At 40.3% G+C, this 17,360-nt stretch carries 21 protein-coding genes; 17 read left to right on the top strand and 4 right to left on the bottom strand.

The window, feature by feature from the left end; all coding sequences use genetic code 11:
- Positions 1 to 31: 31 nt before the first annotated feature.
- Positions 32 to 1,342, bottom strand: coding sequence for a TIGR00366 family protein (locus GQR47_RS13805; RefSeq protein WP_024603522.1), 1,311 nt, complete (start codon positions 1,340 to 1,342; stop codon positions 32 to 34).
- A gap of 169 nt (positions 1,343 to 1,511) precedes the next feature.
- Here GQR47_RS13805 and GQR47_RS13800 point away from each other — a divergent pair, with 169 nt between their 5' ends.
- Both GQR47_RS13800 and GQR47_RS13795 read left to right on the top strand, forming a co-directional pair.
- Complete coding sequence (locus tag GQR47_RS13800) at positions 1,512 to 2,579, top strand: potassium channel family protein (RefSeq protein WP_024597278.1); 1,068 nt, start codon at positions 1,512 to 1,514, stop codon at positions 2,577 to 2,579.
- Positions 2,579 to 2,776 (top strand): PLDc N-terminal domain-containing protein, encoded by a 198-nt coding sequence (locus GQR47_RS13795; protein ID WP_002957905.1) that lies wholly within the window; start codon positions 2,579 to 2,581, stop codon positions 2,774 to 2,776. Before GQR47_RS13800 ends, GQR47_RS13795 begins: the two co-directional genes overlap by 1 nt.
- Before the next feature lie 36 nt (positions 2,777 to 2,812).
- On the opposite strand, the gene GQR47_RS13790 is transcribed toward GQR47_RS13795, so the two are convergent.
- Both GQR47_RS13790 and GQR47_RS13785 read right to left on the bottom strand, forming a co-directional pair.
- Positions 2,813 to 3,847: a hypothetical protein gene (locus tag GQR47_RS13790; protein WP_024597277.1), complete on the bottom strand. Its 1,035-nt coding sequence runs from the start codon at positions 3,845 to 3,847 to the stop codon at positions 2,813 to 2,815.
- 69 nt (positions 3,848 to 3,916) lie between these two features.
- Positions 3,917 to 4,375, bottom strand: a complete 459-nt coding sequence (locus GQR47_RS13785; RefSeq protein WP_024597276.1) for an EVE domain-containing protein — start codon at positions 4,373 to 4,375, stop codon at positions 3,917 to 3,919.
- Positions 4,376 to 4,452: 77 nt separating this feature from the next.
- Between GQR47_RS13785 and tesB the strand changes: the two genes are divergently transcribed.
- Positions 4,453 to 5,310: an acyl-CoA thioesterase II gene (gene tesB, locus GQR47_RS13780; RefSeq protein ID WP_024597275.1), complete on the top strand. Its 858-nt coding sequence runs from the start codon at positions 4,453 to 4,455 to the stop codon at positions 5,308 to 5,310.
- A gap of 20 nt (positions 5,311 to 5,330) precedes the next feature.
- Here the strand turns inward: tesB and plsB are convergent, their stop codons facing one another.
- Positions 5,331 to 7,769 (bottom strand): glycerol-3-phosphate 1-O-acyltransferase PlsB, encoded by a 2,439-nt coding sequence (plsB, locus tag GQR47_RS13775; RefSeq protein WP_024597274.1) that lies wholly within the window; start codon positions 7,767 to 7,769, stop codon positions 5,331 to 5,333.
- A gap of 417 nt (positions 7,770 to 8,186) precedes the next feature.
- On the opposite strand from plsB, the gene rpsJ reads away from it, so the two are divergent.
- The 14 genes from rpsJ to mutL all read left to right on the top strand — a co-directional run bounded on the left by rpsJ (position 8,187) and on the right by mutL (position 17,360).
- Entirely contained in the window at positions 8,187 to 8,498 is a 312-nt protein-coding gene (gene rpsJ / locus GQR47_RS13770) for a 30S ribosomal protein S10 (protein WP_002957900.1), read from the top strand.
- Positions 8,499 to 8,525: 27 nt separating this feature from the next.
- Positions 8,526 to 9,161 (top strand): 50S ribosomal protein L3, encoded by a 636-nt coding sequence (rplC, locus tag GQR47_RS13765; protein WP_002957898.1) that lies wholly within the window; start codon positions 8,526 to 8,528, stop codon positions 9,159 to 9,161.
- A 17-nt stretch (positions 9,162 to 9,178) separates the two neighbouring features.
- Entirely contained in the window at positions 9,179 to 9,784 is a 606-nt protein-coding gene (rplD, locus tag GQR47_RS13760; RefSeq protein ID WP_002957897.1) for a 50S ribosomal protein L4, read from the top strand.
- The gene (gene rplW, locus GQR47_RS13755; RefSeq protein ID WP_002957896.1) at positions 9,781 to 10,083 is read left to right on the top strand and encodes a 50S ribosomal protein L23; all 303 of its coding nucleotides are present in this window, start codon (positions 9,781 to 9,783) and stop codon (positions 10,081 to 10,083) included. Before rplD ends, rplW begins: the two co-directional genes overlap by 4 nt.
- Before the next feature lie 15 nt (positions 10,084 to 10,098).
- Positions 10,099 to 10,923, top strand: a complete 825-nt coding sequence (gene rplB / locus GQR47_RS13750) for a 50S ribosomal protein L2 (RefSeq protein WP_002957895.1) — start codon at positions 10,099 to 10,101, stop codon at positions 10,921 to 10,923.
- Positions 10,924 to 10,938: 15 nt separating this feature from the next.
- The gene (gene rpsS / locus GQR47_RS13745; protein ID WP_004588689.1) at positions 10,939 to 11,217 is read left to right on the top strand and encodes a 30S ribosomal protein S19; all 279 of its coding nucleotides are present in this window, start codon (positions 10,939 to 10,941) and stop codon (positions 11,215 to 11,217) included.
- A 13-nt stretch (positions 11,218 to 11,230) separates the two neighbouring features.
- Positions 11,231 to 11,563, top strand: coding sequence for a 50S ribosomal protein L22 (gene rplV, locus GQR47_RS13740; protein ID WP_002957892.1), 333 nt, complete (start codon positions 11,231 to 11,233; stop codon positions 11,561 to 11,563).
- An 11-nt stretch (positions 11,564 to 11,574) separates the two neighbouring features.
- Entirely contained in the window at positions 11,575 to 12,276 is a 702-nt protein-coding gene (gene rpsC / locus GQR47_RS13735; RefSeq protein WP_002957891.1) for a 30S ribosomal protein S3, read from the top strand.
- 12 nt (positions 12,277 to 12,288) lie between these two features.
- A complete protein-coding gene (gene rplP / locus GQR47_RS13730) occupies positions 12,289 to 12,702 on the top strand; it encodes a 50S ribosomal protein L16 (protein ID WP_002957890.1) in 414 nt (137 codons plus the stop codon).
- Positions 12,702 to 12,893, top strand: coding sequence for a 50S ribosomal protein L29 (rpmC, locus tag GQR47_RS13725; protein ID WP_002957889.1), 192 nt, complete (start codon positions 12,702 to 12,704; stop codon positions 12,891 to 12,893). Before rplP ends, rpmC begins: the two co-directional genes overlap by 1 nt.
- Positions 12,893 to 13,150 carry a 30S ribosomal protein S17 gene (rpsQ, locus tag GQR47_RS13720; RefSeq protein WP_024597273.1) on the top strand — a complete coding sequence of 86 codons (258 nt, stop codon included), beginning with the start codon at positions 12,893 to 12,895 and terminating at the stop codon, positions 13,148 to 13,150. The genes rpmC and rpsQ overlap by 1 nt, the downstream gene beginning before the upstream one ends.
- A gap of 487 nt (positions 13,151 to 13,637) precedes the next feature.
- Entirely contained in the window at positions 13,638 to 14,105 is a 468-nt protein-coding gene (tsaE, locus tag GQR47_RS13715; RefSeq protein WP_024597272.1) for a tRNA (adenosine(37)-N6)-threonylcarbamoyltransferase complex ATPase subunit type 1 TsaE, read from the top strand.
- A 27-nt stretch (positions 14,106 to 14,132) separates the two neighbouring features.
- The gene (locus GQR47_RS13710; protein WP_024597271.1) at positions 14,133 to 15,476 is read left to right on the top strand and encodes an N-acetylmuramoyl-L-alanine amidase; all 1,344 of its coding nucleotides are present in this window, start codon (positions 14,133 to 14,135) and stop codon (positions 15,474 to 15,476) included.
- A gap of 36 nt (positions 15,477 to 15,512) precedes the next feature.
- The gene (mutL, locus tag GQR47_RS13705) at positions 15,513 to 17,360 is read left to right on the top strand and encodes a DNA mismatch repair endonuclease MutL (RefSeq protein WP_024597270.1); all 1,848 of its coding nucleotides are present in this window, start codon (positions 15,513 to 15,515) and stop codon (positions 17,358 to 17,360) included.

Below are 17,360 nucleotides of genomic sequence, written 5' to 3'. Positions count from 1 at the left end.
TATATTGCACGCCTTTGCACAATGCTTGCAGTTAATAAAAGCTCAATACCAGCGATATAAAAACCCCAGTTACAAATAGCTGCACAACACAAAACCCCATAATATCTTTTGCTTTTAAGCCTGCGATAGCAAGGACGGGTAATGCCCAAAAAGGTTGAATTAGGTTAGTCCACGCATCACCCCATGCAACAGCCATTGCAACGCGAGATATATCGGCACCTAGCTCTTGTGCTGCGGGTATAACAATAGGCGCTTGTACTGCCCATTGGCCGCCGCCAGAGGGTACAAACATATTAACGAGTCCTGCACTTATAAAACTAAAAAATGGCAAGCTATCAGCATCTGCAACGGCAATAAAGCCACGTGATATCTGTTGTGCTAATCCGCTATCAACCATTACCGCCATAATGCCAGCATAAAAAGGAAATTGAATAACAATGCCAGCCCCGCTTGGAATTGCTTGTTGCAGACTGTTAAGTAAATTATGGGGTGTTTGATGCAGCGTAATAGCTAAAAACAAAAATACGGCAATAACGCTATTAAGGTTTAAGTTTCCGCCAGTAATAAAGAAGTAATAGCCTAAATATGCCAAACCTAATAAGCCAATTGTCATACCGAGTAGTTTACTTTGTTCCAAATGTTGGGCAGGTCTGGTTATTGTTGTGGGCTTAGGTGTTGTCTCTTGTAAAAGAGCTGGGTCGATATATACGCTTTCTTGCTCGCTTGGCAGCATATAGCGATTAACGAGCGGCATAATAATGAATAAACCAACTAATATGGCTATATTAAAGCCCGCAAATAAAGTGTGCTCTGTACTCATAATACCAATGCTGGCCTCTGAAAAGTGACCATCGGTTGCGATAGTTAAAGGAATCGAACCCGCTAATCCGCCATGCCATACAACAAAACCTGAGTAAGCGCTGGCTACTAATAATCGATAATCAACACGAGTATGTTTAGCAATTGCTTTGGCAAAAAGGGCACCAATAACTAAGCCAAATCCCCAATTTATCCAGCTCGCTAAAAGCGAAATAAGCGTGACTAATATAATTGCTTTAGGTGCGGTGCTTGCAAATGTTGCTAGCTTTTCTAATAACTTACTTATAGGTGGCGTACTTGCCAACATATAGCCTGTAATTAACACTAGTAGCATTTGCATCGCAAAACTTAATAAGTTCCAAAACCCACCTCCCCACGCTTGTAATACTTCAATGTTAGTTGCGGTTGTAAATAAGCTCGCACTGACAAGGGTAATTATTGTAAGTAAAATTACAAATATAAAGGGGTCGGGAAGATAACGCTCTACAATTTTAGTAAAAGGGCGGGCTATTTTATTAAGCATAAGCACAACTGTTTTGGTTATTATTTTAACGCTAATTAATCATGAAAAATCACCATTGGCAAACAGCATTTAGTCTAATATTTGCGGTTAAAAGCTTAAACATTGCTTAAAAGCATCGCTTACAGTAACGTACTGTTTATAGATAATTTACTAACGAAGACTTTGTATTATGCCGGTGATATTTAAAAGGCTAGCGTTACTTGTTCGCGCTCATATAGATCAGTTGAGTTGGCAAGCAGTGGCATTAGCTATTTTGACTCATATGCTATTAACATGGAGCTTACTATTTATAGCGAATGAGAAAGCGTTAACCTCGCTTACTACCTTTTTTTACTATTACACAGTAACAACATCAACAGTGGGATATGGTGACTTTAGTCCAACTACTGATCTTGGTCGTTGGGTGGTTGCATTAATACAAATTCCATTTGGTTTAGCTTTATTTGGTGTTTTGCTAGGAAAAGCAGGACAAACTGTTACTTACTTAATTAGGCGCGCTATGACTGGTGATAAAAACTTTGCCCACAGTAACCACCATATTATTATTTTTGGTTGGCACGACACTCGTACAAAAAAGATGATTGATTACATTTTGGCAGATACGAAACGTACTGACCGTCGTATTTTACTCGCGGTAACAGAGCAAATGGATCATCCTTTTTTAGCTAACGAAAGCGTTGATTTTGCACGTTTAACGAGTTTTACTAATTTAGCTGAACTAGAGCGGGTAGCTATTCGTAGTGCTGATAAAGTGATTATTGATGGTCAAGATGACGATCAGACATTTACAACAGCCCTGCGCATAAGTCGCTTAGTAAAAGATGATTGTCATATAAGTGCTCACTTTTTGGATGAAACCAAAGTTGAGATGATGTTAGAGCATTGCCAAAATGTAGAGTGTAGTAGTGCAAAATCAGCTGAGATACTCGTACGCTCAATGCAAGATCCAGGTTCGAGCCGTGTGCAAGAGGAGCTGCTATCTACTTTGCATGGTGATACACAATTTAGTTTGAAAATACCAAGCGGCTGCAAAGATATGGAGTTTGGTACTTTGTTTCATCATTTTAAGCTTGAGCATGATGCAATACTGTTGGGTGTTGCTCATAATTTAAGTGCGCAAAATATGGATTTAAATCCACCATTAGATTACAAAGTAAGTGAAGGCGATATTTTGCACTATATATCGGTAGATCGAGTATTAAGTAGTGAAGTAGACTGGTCGAGCCTAGAAAAATAATGAATGAAGTTGTATTTTTAATTGTTGTTTTAAGTGCTTATATATTACCTGTCGTTATTGTACTCAACAGTAAGCGTACACAGGGTCATGAAAAGAATGGCTGGCTAATGGGAATAATTATATTTTCTTGGTTAGGGTTAATGATGTACTTTGCCATTGTGCCCAAGTATGGGCACAAAAAGAAAAAGGCCAAATAGAGTAGTTGGCCTTTACAGCCGCTTTTACTGGCGTAACTACTCTTCTAGTTGCTTAATTTTATGCTCAATTAAAGGATCGTCAGGTACAAGTTGTTGAGCAACTTCTAATAACTGAATGGCATCATTAGGATGCTCATCTTGATGCTTGAGGGCAACATCTATTAATGGCTGAATATCAATTTTTGCCTGATGTTCCTGTACGTGAACTTCTTTTTCATCAATCAAAATATTATGAGCTTTGCTTAATAGTGTTTGACGGTGAGCTGAGTTTACATTCGCTTTATTAAGGCTTTTGTAATAATCCTCTTTAAAACGTAAGGTTTTAGTTTGCAGACGAAACTGCGCAATATCAATTTGCTGATGCTGGATAAAATCGACGGCTACTTGCTTATAAAATCCAAACTTATTCAAATATGTGGCATGTGTGCCATGTCCCATACCAAATACTCGTAAGTGAGTTAACTGCTTATAGCGCTTAGCGTGCATTCGGTCTATACGATTAGTAGGATCGTAAATAACATAGCCTTGGGCATCTCCTAAATCTAGATCGTGATAATCTTGCTGCCAATCAAACTGCTGAGCTATATCGGTACTAGAGCGGTCATCCCACGGTACTAATTCTTTATTTTTAGTACTTACTGGATGGAAGAACAACACCTGATTTAGCTTTAATAGTTTAGCAAAAGCGCCAACAGCAAATCCGCCACGACTTAAACCATAGCCAAGTCGACAATTAAACGGCGTAAGTAATGTTGATAATTGCTCGAGAAAAAAGATTAAATTACGATTACGAAACCAATTACTTTTACCTAAATGCTGAAAAGCGATTACGTTTACGTTTTGTTTTTGAGCTAAGTGATAACCCCATGGTGCAAAATCAGGGTGAAGATCTTGCTCTTGCACGTTAGTGCCAGCAGGGGAGAAGGTAAAAAGCAGGGGTTTATTAACGTCAACAAAATCATACTTAACAAATACATCGCCGAGTAAATCATTACCCGTCATGGGTAATCGAGTTTGTTGCTCATTGCGCGGGAGAGTTAACCATTCATCTAACCAATACAGTAATTTCATTAATCCTCCAGCTATAAGTCAATATAGATCATATCAAACTCAATGAAATTAGGTCAAACCGATAGGGTATTACTGCGCCATTTTGATTATTTCATCCCAGTCATTTTTAGTAACAGGCATTATTGATAGTCGTCCGCCCTTTTTAAGTGCGATTTCAGTAATATTGTCATTGGCTTTAATATCTTTAAGGCTAATTAATTTTTTTAAATGGCTTTGATAAGTAACCTCAACAACAACCCAACGTGGTTTGTCGCTGGTGGCTTTTGCATCGTAATAGTCGCTGCTTAAATCAAATTGAGTGGGGTCTGGGTAGGCTTCTTTGGTAACCTCGGCAATGCCGGCTACGCCCACGTGTTTGCAGCTTGAATGATAAATCATGACTGAATCACCGACTTTGACGTCGTCACGCATAAAATTTCGTGCTTGGTAATTACGCACACCTTCCCAAAGAGTCGTTTGTTTTGGTGCGTTTTTTAAGTCATCTAATGAAAACGCATCGGGTTCAGTTTTAAATAGCCAGTAAGCCATAACAGTATTCCTAACAAATATTTACTTCCCACTATTGTATAGTATCATTTGGACACTAGGGTAATGAGGAAGAAATAATGAGCCAAGTATTAGATGATTTATTGTCGTTGTTAACACTTGAAGAAATTGAGCAAGGTTTATATCGAGGACAAAGCCAAGATTTAGGCTTTGGTGCTGTATTTGGTGGTCAAGTAATGGGGCAGGCGCTTTCTGCTGCCAAAGAAACTCTACCTGAAGGGCGAATAGTTCATTCATTACATTCTTACTTTTTACGCCCAGGCGATCCGGCTAAACCCATTGTTTATGACGTTGAAACTATTCGTGATGGAAAGAGCTTTAGTACGCGCCGAGTCAAAGCAATTCAGTACGGTAAACCTATTTTTTATATGACCGCGTCATTCCAAGGTGAAGAGAGTGGGTTATCGCATCAAGCGACAATGCCTGATGTTCCCGCACCTGAAGAATTACGTTCATCGCTTGAGTTTTACCAAGATAACGCTTCGCATATCCCAGAGGTTATCCGTAATAAGTTTACCCGTGAAATGCCAATTGAAATGCGACCGGTTACTTTTCATAACCCGTTTAAACCAGAAGTTATGGAGCCGGTAAAGCATATTTGGTTTAAAGCTAATGGTGAAATGCCGGACGATCAGCGTATCCATAATTACTTATTAGCGTATGCGTCTGATTTTGAGTTTTTACCAACTGCATTGCAACCTCATGGTGTATCGTTTATGCAGCCAAATATGCAAGTAGCTACTATTGATCATGCAATGTGGTTTCATCGTCCATTTAGAATGGATGATTGGATTTTGTATTCAATTGATAGTCCAAGTGCGAGTAATGGGTGTGGTTTGGTACGGGGGCAGTTTTTTGATCGCCAAGGCAACTTGGTTGCCTCAACAATGCAAGAAGGGGTTATGCGTCAACGCTAACCCCTTCTGTAAATGCATTGCTAGTTACACTGATCTTGAACTATATCGCTGATTGACTGCCAGACGCGTGCTGGCAGTAATGTTTTAAGGTGTGCGTAGGTTTCACATAGTTGTGTGCTACCTACTAAGCCCTTATCACCCTCTGTTATTAATGACTCACCACGTAAGTTTTCGATAAAACTAACAAGTACTTTTTTGTCAAAAAACTCAGGTGTTTTTATGCCATGCAGTGTACCTAAACGCTGTGCAAGCACTTGGCTCTCTCTTTCAAGCTCGGCTTTTTCAATGCCATCACTTGTTTGAATAAAACCAATCACAATAGCGTAACGTTGTAGAGTAAAACTAAGTGCTCGTCCAAGCATCTCTAGCTTAGCTAAGCAGTCATTACCGTTTGTTATATGAATGTTATTGCCATCAAACTCAATTAAATTTTGATCGGCAAAATTAGCTAAAATACGCGTTATATAGTTTTCATCAAGAGGCTGTAAATACCATTCTTTAGCAAATAATGGATAAAACGTTTTTACAAGTTGCTGGCATTGCTCAATAGTTGTGCTGTGTTGTTTAAATAGATGTAGTGCAATTAAGCTTGGTACTGCAAACAAGTGCAAAATATTGTTGCGGTAGTAATTAAACAATACTTTTTCTTTATCGCTAATAGTAATAATTTCGCCAAACTCATCACTGATAACTTCAAACTTATTCAGCTTTAATGCATGCTTTAGTAATTGCTCTGGTGTTTCGTCTGGCGCGGTTACTTTATCGCTATAGCTGGCATCGCGCTGTAAACGCAGATAAAAATCAAGTTGTGCTAATAGCTTTGGTTTACTCAATGCTTGTTTATCGTTAACCAGCAATATCATCGCTAGTAAGTTAACCGCATTAAGCGCCGCTGCATTATTAATTTTAACCATTACTTGGTCGGCAAGTTTAGTTACTTGTGGCGCTAACCATTGCGGCTTTTGCACATCGGTAGGGTGTATTGAATCACGCCAATCAGGTTGGTTATCGTTTAAGTATTGGTTAATCGAGATTGGATCACCAAAGTTTAAATTACCACGACCGTAGTTTTTGAGGTTTTTGATTGCCTTAAAAATACCAAATATAGATTCGCCTTTTTTATCTTTTCCATCCAGCTCTTTAAGGTAGGTGTTAATTTCCATGACGTGCTCGTAGCCAATGTACACAGGAACGATAGATATTGGTCTGTCTATTCCGCGTAGCATTGCTTGTAATGTCATAGATAGCATACCCGTTTTAGGCGGAAGTAAGCGCCCAGTTCGGCTTCGACCGCCTTCCGTGTAAAACTTAACAGAGTAACCTTTAATAAACAGTTGGCTTAAATACTCTTTGAATATGGCAGAATAAAGTTTATTGCCTGCAAACGAGCGACGAATAAAGAATGCCCCAGAGCGTCTAAATATGCCACCGGCAGGGAAAAAGTTAAGATTTATACCTGCAGCTATATGTGGTGGAACTAAGCCTAAATGATAAATAGAGTAAGTAAGCAGTAAGTAATCCATATGACTGCGATGACAAGGCATATAGATTATTTCATGACCTTTATCTGTTAGTTCATGAATTTGTTCGGCGTGTTTAATATCAATACCATTATAAAGCTTATTCCATAACCAAGTTAAAAACCTTTCGGCCACACGTATTATTGCTTCAGAGTAATTAGCGGCTATTTCATCAAGTAGCTTAAGTGCATTTTGACGAGCTTCTGTTTGGCTAATGTTTTTAGCGTTAGCTTCATCTTGAATTGCTTTTTTTATAGTAGGTGACGCTAATAATGAATTAAACAATTGCTCACGAGATGGCATTTTAGGGCCTGTAGCAGCTAGCTTTTGGCGCTTAAAGTGAACACGCGCTACGCGTAATAATTTATGTGGTAACTCGCTTACATCGGCTTTTTCATTGACTAAAAGTGATAAGTCGAGTGGTTGGCTAAAGCGAATAAAGTTATCGCGCCCTGAAAATAACACCACAAAAAACTTTCTAAACCAGCTTGGAGTAAGAGAGTGTGTAATTAAAGTACGTAGTCCTGGCTTTTCTTTACCTGGATCGCGCCCCCATAAAATAGTAACAGGCACCACTTGTACGTTTTGCTGACCGCTTTTTATTAAGTACTCAATAATTTGCTTGCCTTGGGCTAAAGCATTGGTTGGCTTAGCTTCATCACCAAAAAGTGGTGGTGGATTTTTAATACCAATAAAACGGTCTAAATCTTGGTTACCTAATACTTGCTCTTCAGTTGGGCTAGGTAGACCATTTTTTTTACACGCATGTGCGAGAGCCGCTAAATCAAATCGTGAATTTAAACGCACTATATAAAATGTAGGGTACTCAGGGTTTAGATCATACTGTTTAATCGGATTTTCTGGCAGCACTTTGCTTTTTACAAATAAGCGGCTAAATCCAGCAGACATAACATTTAAACAATAATTAAAAATACGCATCGACTCACCATATTGAGAGTATTAAGGGCAAAATTAGCGCAGTAGGATACCATAATATCTAAAAATCCCTTAGTTTGCGTAATTAAGGTGTTAACTTGTTTATTGACTAACAGTAGAGGTATTAGTTCAAGTATAGCTAGTAAGCATGTATGGGTGCTTATTTAATCAAATTTATAGGCATTGTATTGTTTCTAAATAGTTGTTGCATTTATCACCAATACCTCTATAATACGCAGGCTTTCAAAATTCCTCTGGGAACTTGAAAGGATAAATTAAGCTTGGATTTCAAGCTAATAAACAGGAGTTCCGATTTGGAACTCAACGTAGATATAATCAAACAGCCGACATCTTAAGTTTTAAGATTGTTTCGGTCGTTTTTTTATGCTCTTTTATATGCTCTTTATATTGAGGTTAAGAATGTCAAATCAACGCATTCGTATTCGCCTAAAAGCTTTTGACCACCGTTTGATTGACCAATCAACGGCAGAAATCGTGGAAACTGCGAAACGCACTGGCGCACAAGTACGTGGTCCAATCCCACTACCTACACGCTTTGAACGTTTTACTGTACTAACTTCACCGCACGTTAATAAAGATGCGCGTGATCAGTACGAGATCCGCACCCATAAACGTCTGATAGACATCGTAGAACCAACTGACAAGACTGTAGACGCGCTTATGCGTTTAGATCTTGCTGCTGGTGTTGATGTTCAAATCAGCCTGGGTTAATCGAAAGATTAGAGAGGTTTTAGGAAAATGGCATTAGGTCTAGTCGGTCGTAAAGTGGGTATGACACGAATCTTCACTGAAGATGGTGTATCTATCCCTGTGACAGTTATTGAAGCGACACCTAACCGCATTGCTCAGATCAAATCTGACGCAACAGACGGTTATAACGCGCTTCAAGTAACCGCAGGCACTAAAAAAGCAAGTCGTGTAAACAAAGCTAAAGCGGGTCATTTCGCTAAAGCTGGTGTTGAAGCGGGTCGCGGTCTGTGGGAATTCCGCCTTAACGGTGGTGAAGGCGATTTTGAAGTAGGCGCTGAGCTTACTGTTGAATTATTCAACGAAATCAACAAGGTTGACGTAACCGGTACTTCTAAAGGTAAAGGTTTCCAAGGTGGTGTTAAGCGCTGGAATTTCAGCATGCAAGACGCTACACATGGTAACTCTCTATCTCACCGTGCTCCTGGTTCAATCGGTCAAAACCAATCACCTGGTAAGGTGTTTAAAGGTAAGAAAATGGCCGGTCATATGGGTGCTGAGCGTGTAACGACTCAAAACTTAGAACTAGTTCGCGTTGACGCTGAGCGTAATTTGCTTTTAGTTAAGGGTGCAGTACCTGGAGCTATTGGCGGTGACGTTATCGTTAAACCAGCTGTTAAAGCATAAGTCCTGGAGATTTAGTGATGGAATTAGCAATTAAAGACGCTTCTGGCGGTCTTGAAGTTTCTGAAGCTACTTTTGGACGTGAGTTTAACGAAGCATTAGTACATCAAGTAGTTGTTGCATACGCAGCAGGTGCTCGTCAAGGTACTCGTGCTCAGAAGACACGTTCTGAAGTAAGCGGTGGTGGTAAAAAACCATGGGCTCAAAAAGGTACTGGCCGTGCACGTGCCGGTACAATCCGTAGCCCAATTTGGCGTTCAGGTGGCGTTAGCTTTGCAGCTAAACCACAAGACCACAGCCAAAAAGTAAACCGTAAAATGTACCGTGGTGCGATTAAAAGCATCTTATCTGAATTAGTTCGTCAAGAGCGTTTAATCGTTGTTGAAAGTTTTGCTCTAGCAGCACCAAAAACTAAAGAACTAGTTGCTAAGCTTAAAGAACTTGAGCTTAAAGATGTTCTTATCGTGACTGAAGAAGTAGATGAAAATCTTTTCTTATCGGCACGTAACCTTTATAAGGTTGACACACGTGATGTAGCTGGTATCGATCCTGTAAGCTTAATTGCTTTCGATAAGGTACTTATTACAGCCGCTGCTGTTAAGCAACTTGAGGAGGCGCTAGCATGATTCGCGAAGAACGTCTTTTAAAAGTGATCCTTGCTCCACATATCTCTGAAAAAAGCACAATTGCTGCTGAAGAAAACAATACTATTGTTTTTAAAGTAGTAAATGACGCAACTAAAGCTGAAATTAAAGTAGCAGTTGAGAAGCTTTTTGAAGTAGAAGTAACTGGTGTTCGCACACTTAACGTTAAGGGTAAAACAAAACGTACTGGCGCACGTTTCGGTCGTCGTAGCGACTGGAAGAAAGCTTACGTTACTCTTAAAGAAGGCAGCGAGCTAGACTTTGTCGGCGGCGCCGAGTAATAAGGGGATAGAATTATGGCACTTCAAAAGTGTAAGCCTACTTCTGCGGGCCGTCGTCACCTAGTTAAAGTGGTTAACTCTGATCTACATAAGGGTAAGCCATACGCACCACTTTTAGAGAAAAACTCTAAATCAGGTGGTCGTAATAACAATGGTCGTATTACGGTTCGTCATATCGGTGGTGGTCATAAACAACACTACCGTTTAATCGATTTTAAACGTACTAAAGATGGCATTCCAGCTACTGTTGAACGTTTAGAATACGATCCAAATCGTAGCGCAAACATCGCTCTTGTATTATATGCAGACGGTGAGCGTCGTTACATTATCGCACCTAAAGGCTTAAAAGCTGGCGATGCAATCCAGTCTGGTGTTGATGCACCAATCAAGCCTGGTAATGCATTACCAATGCGTAATATGCCTGTAGGTTCGACTGTTCACAACGTAGAATTAAAACCAGGTAAAGGTGCTCAAATCGCACGTTCTGCTGGTGCATACGTTCAAATCCTTGCTCGTGATGGTCAGTATGTAACATTACGTCTTCGTTCAGGCGAAGTTCGTAAAGTTGAATCTGATTGTCGTGCGACTCTAGGTGAAGTAGGCAATGCTGAGCATATGCTTCGTTCACTTGGTAAAGCAGGTGCAAATCGCTGGCGTGGTATTCGTCCGACAGTTCGTGGTGTTGCCATGAACCCGGTAGATCACCCACACGGTGGTGGTGAAGGTCGTACATCTGGTGGTCGTCATCCTGTGTCTCCATGGGGTAAACCGACTAAAGGTGCGAAGACGCGTAAGAACAAGCGTACGGATAAATTTATAGTACGTCGTCGTACTAAGTAATATTGAGGAATAGCCATGCCACGCTCTCTCAAGAAGGGTCCTTTTATAGACCTACACTTGCTGAAGAAGGTAGAGAAAGCTTTGGAAAGCGGTGAGAAAAAGCCAATTAAAACTTGGAGCCGTCGTTCAATGATCATACCTAACATGATCGGATTGACCATTGCTGTCCATAATGGTCGCCAGCACGTACCAGTTTTCGTTTCTGACGAAATGATCGGTCACAAACTAGGTGAATTTGCACCAACTCGCACTTACCGTGGCCATGCTGCGGATAAGAAAGCGAAGAAACGATAAGAGGGGAAGATAAATGCAAGCATTAGCTAAACATAAATTCGCCTCTGGTTCGGCGCAAAAAGCACGTCTAGTTGCAGATCAGATCCGTGGGTTACCTGTAGATCGCGCACTAGAAATCCTGGCGTACAGCCCTAAGAAAGCCGCTGTATTAGTTAAGAAAGTACTTGAGTCTGCTATTGCTAACGCAGAGCATAACGAAGGTGCTGACATTGATGAGCTTCGTATAACAACGATCTTTGTGGACGATGGTCCTACAATGAAACGTATTATGCCTCGTGCTAAAGGACGCGCAGACCGCATCCTTAAGCGTACAAGCCATATCACTGTTATGGTTTCAGATAGCTAGGAGTATAAGTAATGGGACAAAAAGTTCATCCTACTGGTATTCGCCTAGGTATATCTAAACCTTGGGTTTCTACCTGGTACGCGAGTTCAAAAGATTTCTCTGCACAGCTTTTTGGCGATCACAAAGTTCGTACATTCCTTACAAAGGAATTGAAAACGGCTTCTGTGTCTAAAATCGTTATTGAGCGTCCAGCAAAATCAATCCGAGTAACAATCCACACGGCTCGTCCGGGTGTTGTTATCGGTAAAAAAGGCGAAGACGTAGAAAAATTACGTCAAGCGGTAACTAAAATCGCTGGTGTACCTGCTCAGATTAATATCTCTGAAGTACGTAAACCAGAACTAGATGCACAACTAGTAGCAGACGGCATTGCCTCTCAACTAGAACGTCGTGTTATGTTCCGTCGCGCTATGAAGCGTTCGGTACAAAATGCAATGCGCATCGGTTCTAAAGGGATTAAAGTTGAAGTTAGCGGTCGTCTTGGCGGCGCTGAAATCGCACGTTCAGAATGGTATCGTGAAGGTCGTGTACCTCTACATACTCTTCGTGCTGATATCGATTACGCAACTTCTGAAGCCTTAACCACTTATGGTATCATTGGTGTTAAAGTTTGGATCTTCAAAGGCGAAGTTATTGGTGGTTTACCACTAGTACAAGAGCAAGAGAAGCCAGCTAAACGCGCACCAAAGAAAGCCAAGAAAAGTGCTAAGTAGAGGTAGCGAGTAATGTTACAGCCAAAACGTACAAAATTCCGTAAAATGCACAAAGGCCGCAACCGCGGTTTAGCGCAAAACGGTAACAAAGTAAGCTTCGGTACTTTCGGATTGAAAGCAACTGGCCGTGGCCGTATGACTGCTCGTCAAATCGAAGCAGCTCGTCGTGCTATGACGCGTCACGTGAAACGTCAAGGTAAAATCTGGATTCGTGTCTTCCCTGACAAACCGATTACAGAAAAACCTCTTGAAGTTCGTATGGGTAAAGGTAAAGGTTCTGTTGAATATTGGGTTGCTGAAATTCAGCCTGGTAAAGTACTTTACGAAATGGAAGGTGTTTCAGAAGAGCTTGCTCGTGAAGCATTCGACCTTGCTGCTCGTAAATTGCCATTCAAAACAACTTTCGTAACTCGGACGGTAATGTGATGAAAGCTAGCGAACTAAAAGATAAAAGCGTAGAAGAGCTTAATGCTGAACTTCTAGGACTACTTCGTGAGCAATTTAATATGCGCATGCAAGCTAGCACTGGTCAGTTAGCTCAGACACACACGCTAAGAACAGTACGCCGCGATATCGCGCGTGTAAAAACAGTTATTAACCAGAAGGCAGGTCAATAATGAGCGATAAAATTCGTACTCTTCAAGGCCGTGTAATCAGCGACAAGATGGAAAAATCTTTCACTATCGCTATCGCACGTTACGTGAAGCACCCAATCTATGGGAAATTCATTAAACGTACGACTAAGTTACACGTACATGACGAAAATAACACAGCAAAAACGGGTGACGTAGTTACTATCCGTGAATGCGCACCAATTTCTAAGAATAAATCTTGGACTTTAGTGGACGTTATTTCTAGTCCAAAACAAGCTTAATTTTTTAATTAAGTTAGTTTTGTAAAAAGCCCCGGCATTAGCTGGGGCTTTTTGTATTTAAAGCACCTGTAAACAGTAAACTAGGGTGAGCGGGTCACCTGGATTAGTCTTTTATCTAAAAATATAAAGTTATCTTGGGGAGTAGTTGAGAGTTTCATTTACCAGTTACTTTTTTGCTAGCAGAACCATCTGCTGAATCAGAAGAAGTTAGATAATAAACTTACATATCTCAGTTAATTTAATGCCAATATGGGGTCATCTAATTCGTGGTGTTACTTTTCTTTTACTATCTTTTAGTCTGAGAACTCACTTACATTATTTTATTACAATGATACAGCTTCAAAGTATCGAAAATAGACATCCATACACAACTTTCATTATCAGCTTATCTGGTTTTTTTATGTCTAAAACCTCAATTTATCGCCTTAAATTAATATTCTGGTATGATTAGCAAATATGCGCTTTTGAATGAATTTTTGAGGTAGTAATGACGCGTAGTTTTGAATTTCATTTGACTGATGAAGTAGCCACGGTCGCAATGGGTAATTGCGTTGCTGATATTATAGAGCAAGGTGCGGTTATTTATTTACATGGTGATTTAGGCGCTGGTAAAACAACGTTTACTCGAGGTGTAGTGCAAGGCTTTGGACATACAGGCAAAGTTAAAAGCCCAACGTATACACTTGTTGAACCTTATGAACTCGAGCGCGCAAATGTTTATCATTTTGATTTATACCGCTTAGGTGAACCTGAAGAACTAGAATACATGGGAATACGCGATTATTTTTCACCAGATGCAATTTGCGTTGTTGAGTGGCCAGAAAAAGGTGGTGAATTTATTCCTGTGCCTGATTTAGATATTACTCTAAGCTATATGGGTAACAAACGTAAAATTGTTATTAATAGCGCCAGTGAGCGTGGTGTAGCAATTGTCGAAAAACTAAATAACAAATAATAATATAGTTAAGGCAGTAATTATCAAATGAGCCGAGGTGTAGTTAAACTCTTTATTTACCTTATGGTTATTACCATAAGCTTGCCGCTGTGGGCCAAAAATACAATTAATAGTGTACGCGTATGGCCGTCCCCTGATAGTACGCGTGTGGTATTTGATTTAAATGATAAGCCTGACTTTAGCTATTTCATGCTTAAAAACCCAAGCCGCTTAGTAATTGATTTAGAAAACACTAGCGAGTTAAAAATACTACCAGGTGTACCACCAAAACATCAAATAGTGAGCAAGCTACGCTACTCAAAACCTAAAAATAAGCACAGTGTTCGGTTAGTGTTTGAATTAAACGCACCAGTAAAGCCAGTTGTATTTGCTTTAGCGCCTACAGGCCCTTATAAAAACAGGCTCGTTGTTGATTTATACAATAAAAGCCAAGCTGCCACAGTTGTTTCTCCTGCTCAAACCGCAGCTAAAAACCGCCAGTTAAGCCAAGAACGCGATATTGTGATTGCAATTGATGCGGGTCATGGCGGCGAAGATCCAGGTTCAATTGGTCCCTCTGGCACGTACGAAAAAACAGTAACACTGCAAATTGCAAAACGTTTAGAGCGCATGATTGATGGCGAACGTGGGATGATTTCGCGCATGGTACGAAGCGGTGACTACTTTGTAAAACTTAATACGCGCACCAATCGTGCTCGTGAAAAAAAGGCCGACTTTTTTGTCTCTATTCATGCTGATGCATTTACGAGCCCGGGACCAAATGGTGCCTCTGTTTGGGTGTTGTCGTTAAGGCGTGCTAATTCAGAGATAGGTAAATGGATAGAAGATAAAGAAAAGCACTCTGAGCTTTTAGGTGGCGCTGCGGATGTAATGAAAGATGCCGCTAACGAAAAATACTTAGCGCAAGCATTACTTGATATGTCGATGGATCACTCTATGAAAACCGGCTTAAACGTAGCTGACGAAGTGGTTAAAGAGCTACGTAAAGTTGCTAAGTTGCATAAGAAAGATCCCCAACATGCGAGTCTTGCTGTACTTAAATCACCAGATATCCCATCAATTTTAGTAGAAACAGGGTTTATATCTAACCCACGAGAAGAAAAGCTGCTTAAAAGTGCTAACCATCAAGAGCGTTTGGCTAAAGCTATATTTACTTCAATTAAAAATTACTATTTAAAAAATCCACCTGATGACTCTTTATTTGCTAAATTAAAGTCGCAATATCCAACAAAGCACAAGGTACGCCCGGGTGAATCTTTAAGTATGTTGGCGAGTCGCTATGGCATTACAGTCACTGAATTAAAACAAGTTAATAAGCTTAGCTCTAATACTTTGTTTATTGGGCAAGAGCTCGATATACCACAAAGTTAGTCATTATTATTAGCGCAATGCTTGCTAGGAAATCTCATGAATATTGAAATATTACCCGCGCGTTTAGCTAACCAAATTGCCGCAGGCGAAGTGGTTGAGCGCCCAGCGTCGGTAGTAAAAGAGCTAGTCGAAAACAGTTTAGATGCTGGCGCTACACGTATTCAGATAGATATAGAGCGTGGCGGTCATAAGCTTATTCGTATACGTGATAACGGTTCAGGGATAAGTAAAGATGAGCTAACGCTCGCGCTTTCTCGTCACGCTACGAGTAAATTAAAATCTCTAGATGACCTTGAAAATATTTGTTCACTTGGTTTTAGGGGAGAAGCGCTTGCGTCAATTAGCTCTGTATCGCGTTTAACGCTGAGCTCAAAACCAAAAGATCAAGAAGCTGCTTGGCAAGCATTTGCAGAAGGTCGCGATATGGCCGTGCAAGTAAAGCCAGTAGCGCACCCTGATGGCACAACCATTGAAGTAAAAGATTTATTTTTTAACACCCCAGCTCGTCGTAAATTCTTGCGTACCGAAAAAACGGAATTTAGCCATATTGATGAGTTGATAAAGCGTATTGCGCTTAGTCGCTTTGATGTCTCTATTACACTAACTCACAACGAAAAAGTAGTAAGGCAGTATCGTGCGAAGACAGAACCCTCTCAGGCTATTACACGTGTAGCGCAAGTTGCAGGTAAGGCTTTTGCTGAGCAAGGTTTGCATATTCAATCAGGAGAGGGTGGCTTACAGCTGCATGGTTGGGTGCTACCTGTAGGTTCAGCTAATACGACTCAGTATACTTATGTTAATAATCGTATGATGCGCGATAAACTTATTCTGCATGCTATACGCCAGGCATTTGAAGAAGTAAGCGGAACACAAGAATTACCCGGTTTTGTCATTTATATTGATATAGACCCTCGGCAGGTTGATGTAAATGTTCATCCAGCTAAGCATGAAGTCCGTTTTCATCAAGGGCGCTTAATTCATGACTTTATATTACAGGCTATTAAGCAAGTGGTAGTGCCGCTGCAAGGTGAGTTTACGAATGAACCGCTTAGCTCTGAGGTGGAATCTGCGCCTGTGTTTATGGGGTCAGCGCATAGTAGTTCTAATGATATAAAAGCGGATGGAGTATTTGATTACCCTAAATCGCAATTACAGCCCTCTTACTCTGGAAGTGCAGGTAGTTCAGCATCAGGTACTAGAAGTGTTGGCGGTGGCGGGGCATACCGTGATACACCAAGTACGAGCCATCATGATGTAAACGCGTTTTATCAAGGTGTGAGTGAGCAACACGCTGCGCATTTTGATAATGTAGCAAACATACCCGTAGCACAACACCAGTTAGAGTCTGCGCATAATGTTTTAAAGACAGTTTCAATCATCAGTGTTAATGAAGGTGCGTGTGTATTTAGTGTTGAGCAGCAATTGTATTGCTCACATTTCAAATATGCATTGGTAGATGATTGGCATAATCAAATTAAAGAGTTCGGAAGTTTAGAAGGGAAAGCCCTTTTGTTACCAGTGCGAGTAAACTTAGAAAAAGAAGATTGCTTACTTATAGAATCCCAGCAATCGTGGTTTACCTTACTTGGTTTTGAACTTGTAATAGAAAAACAATTTGTAATGGTTAAAAAATTGCCAGCGTGTTTATATTTACTTGATGTAAGTGCAGCGGTAGGTGAGCTACTTGATGCGTGTAAAGCAAAACTTGAAAATATAGAGAATTGGTTAGAATGGCAAATGAAATGCGTGCCGACCCGATTTTATTTAAGCAATATATTTTTAGCGCAACAAATGCGCTTACAAAATAATCCACAAACTATTGAACGCTTGCGTAAAAAAGCAGTTAAAATAGAGCTAAATCACTATTTAACGCAATTAGATTAA

The organism is Pseudoalteromonas sp. Z1A2, from assembly GCF_011378755.1.
GTDB lineage: Bacteria > Pseudomonadota > Gammaproteobacteria > Enterobacterales > Alteromonadaceae > Pseudoalteromonas > Pseudoalteromonas distincta.
The sequence above is the reverse complement of the archived record's forward strand: the minus strand, read 5'-3'. Positions and strand labels throughout refer to the sequence as shown.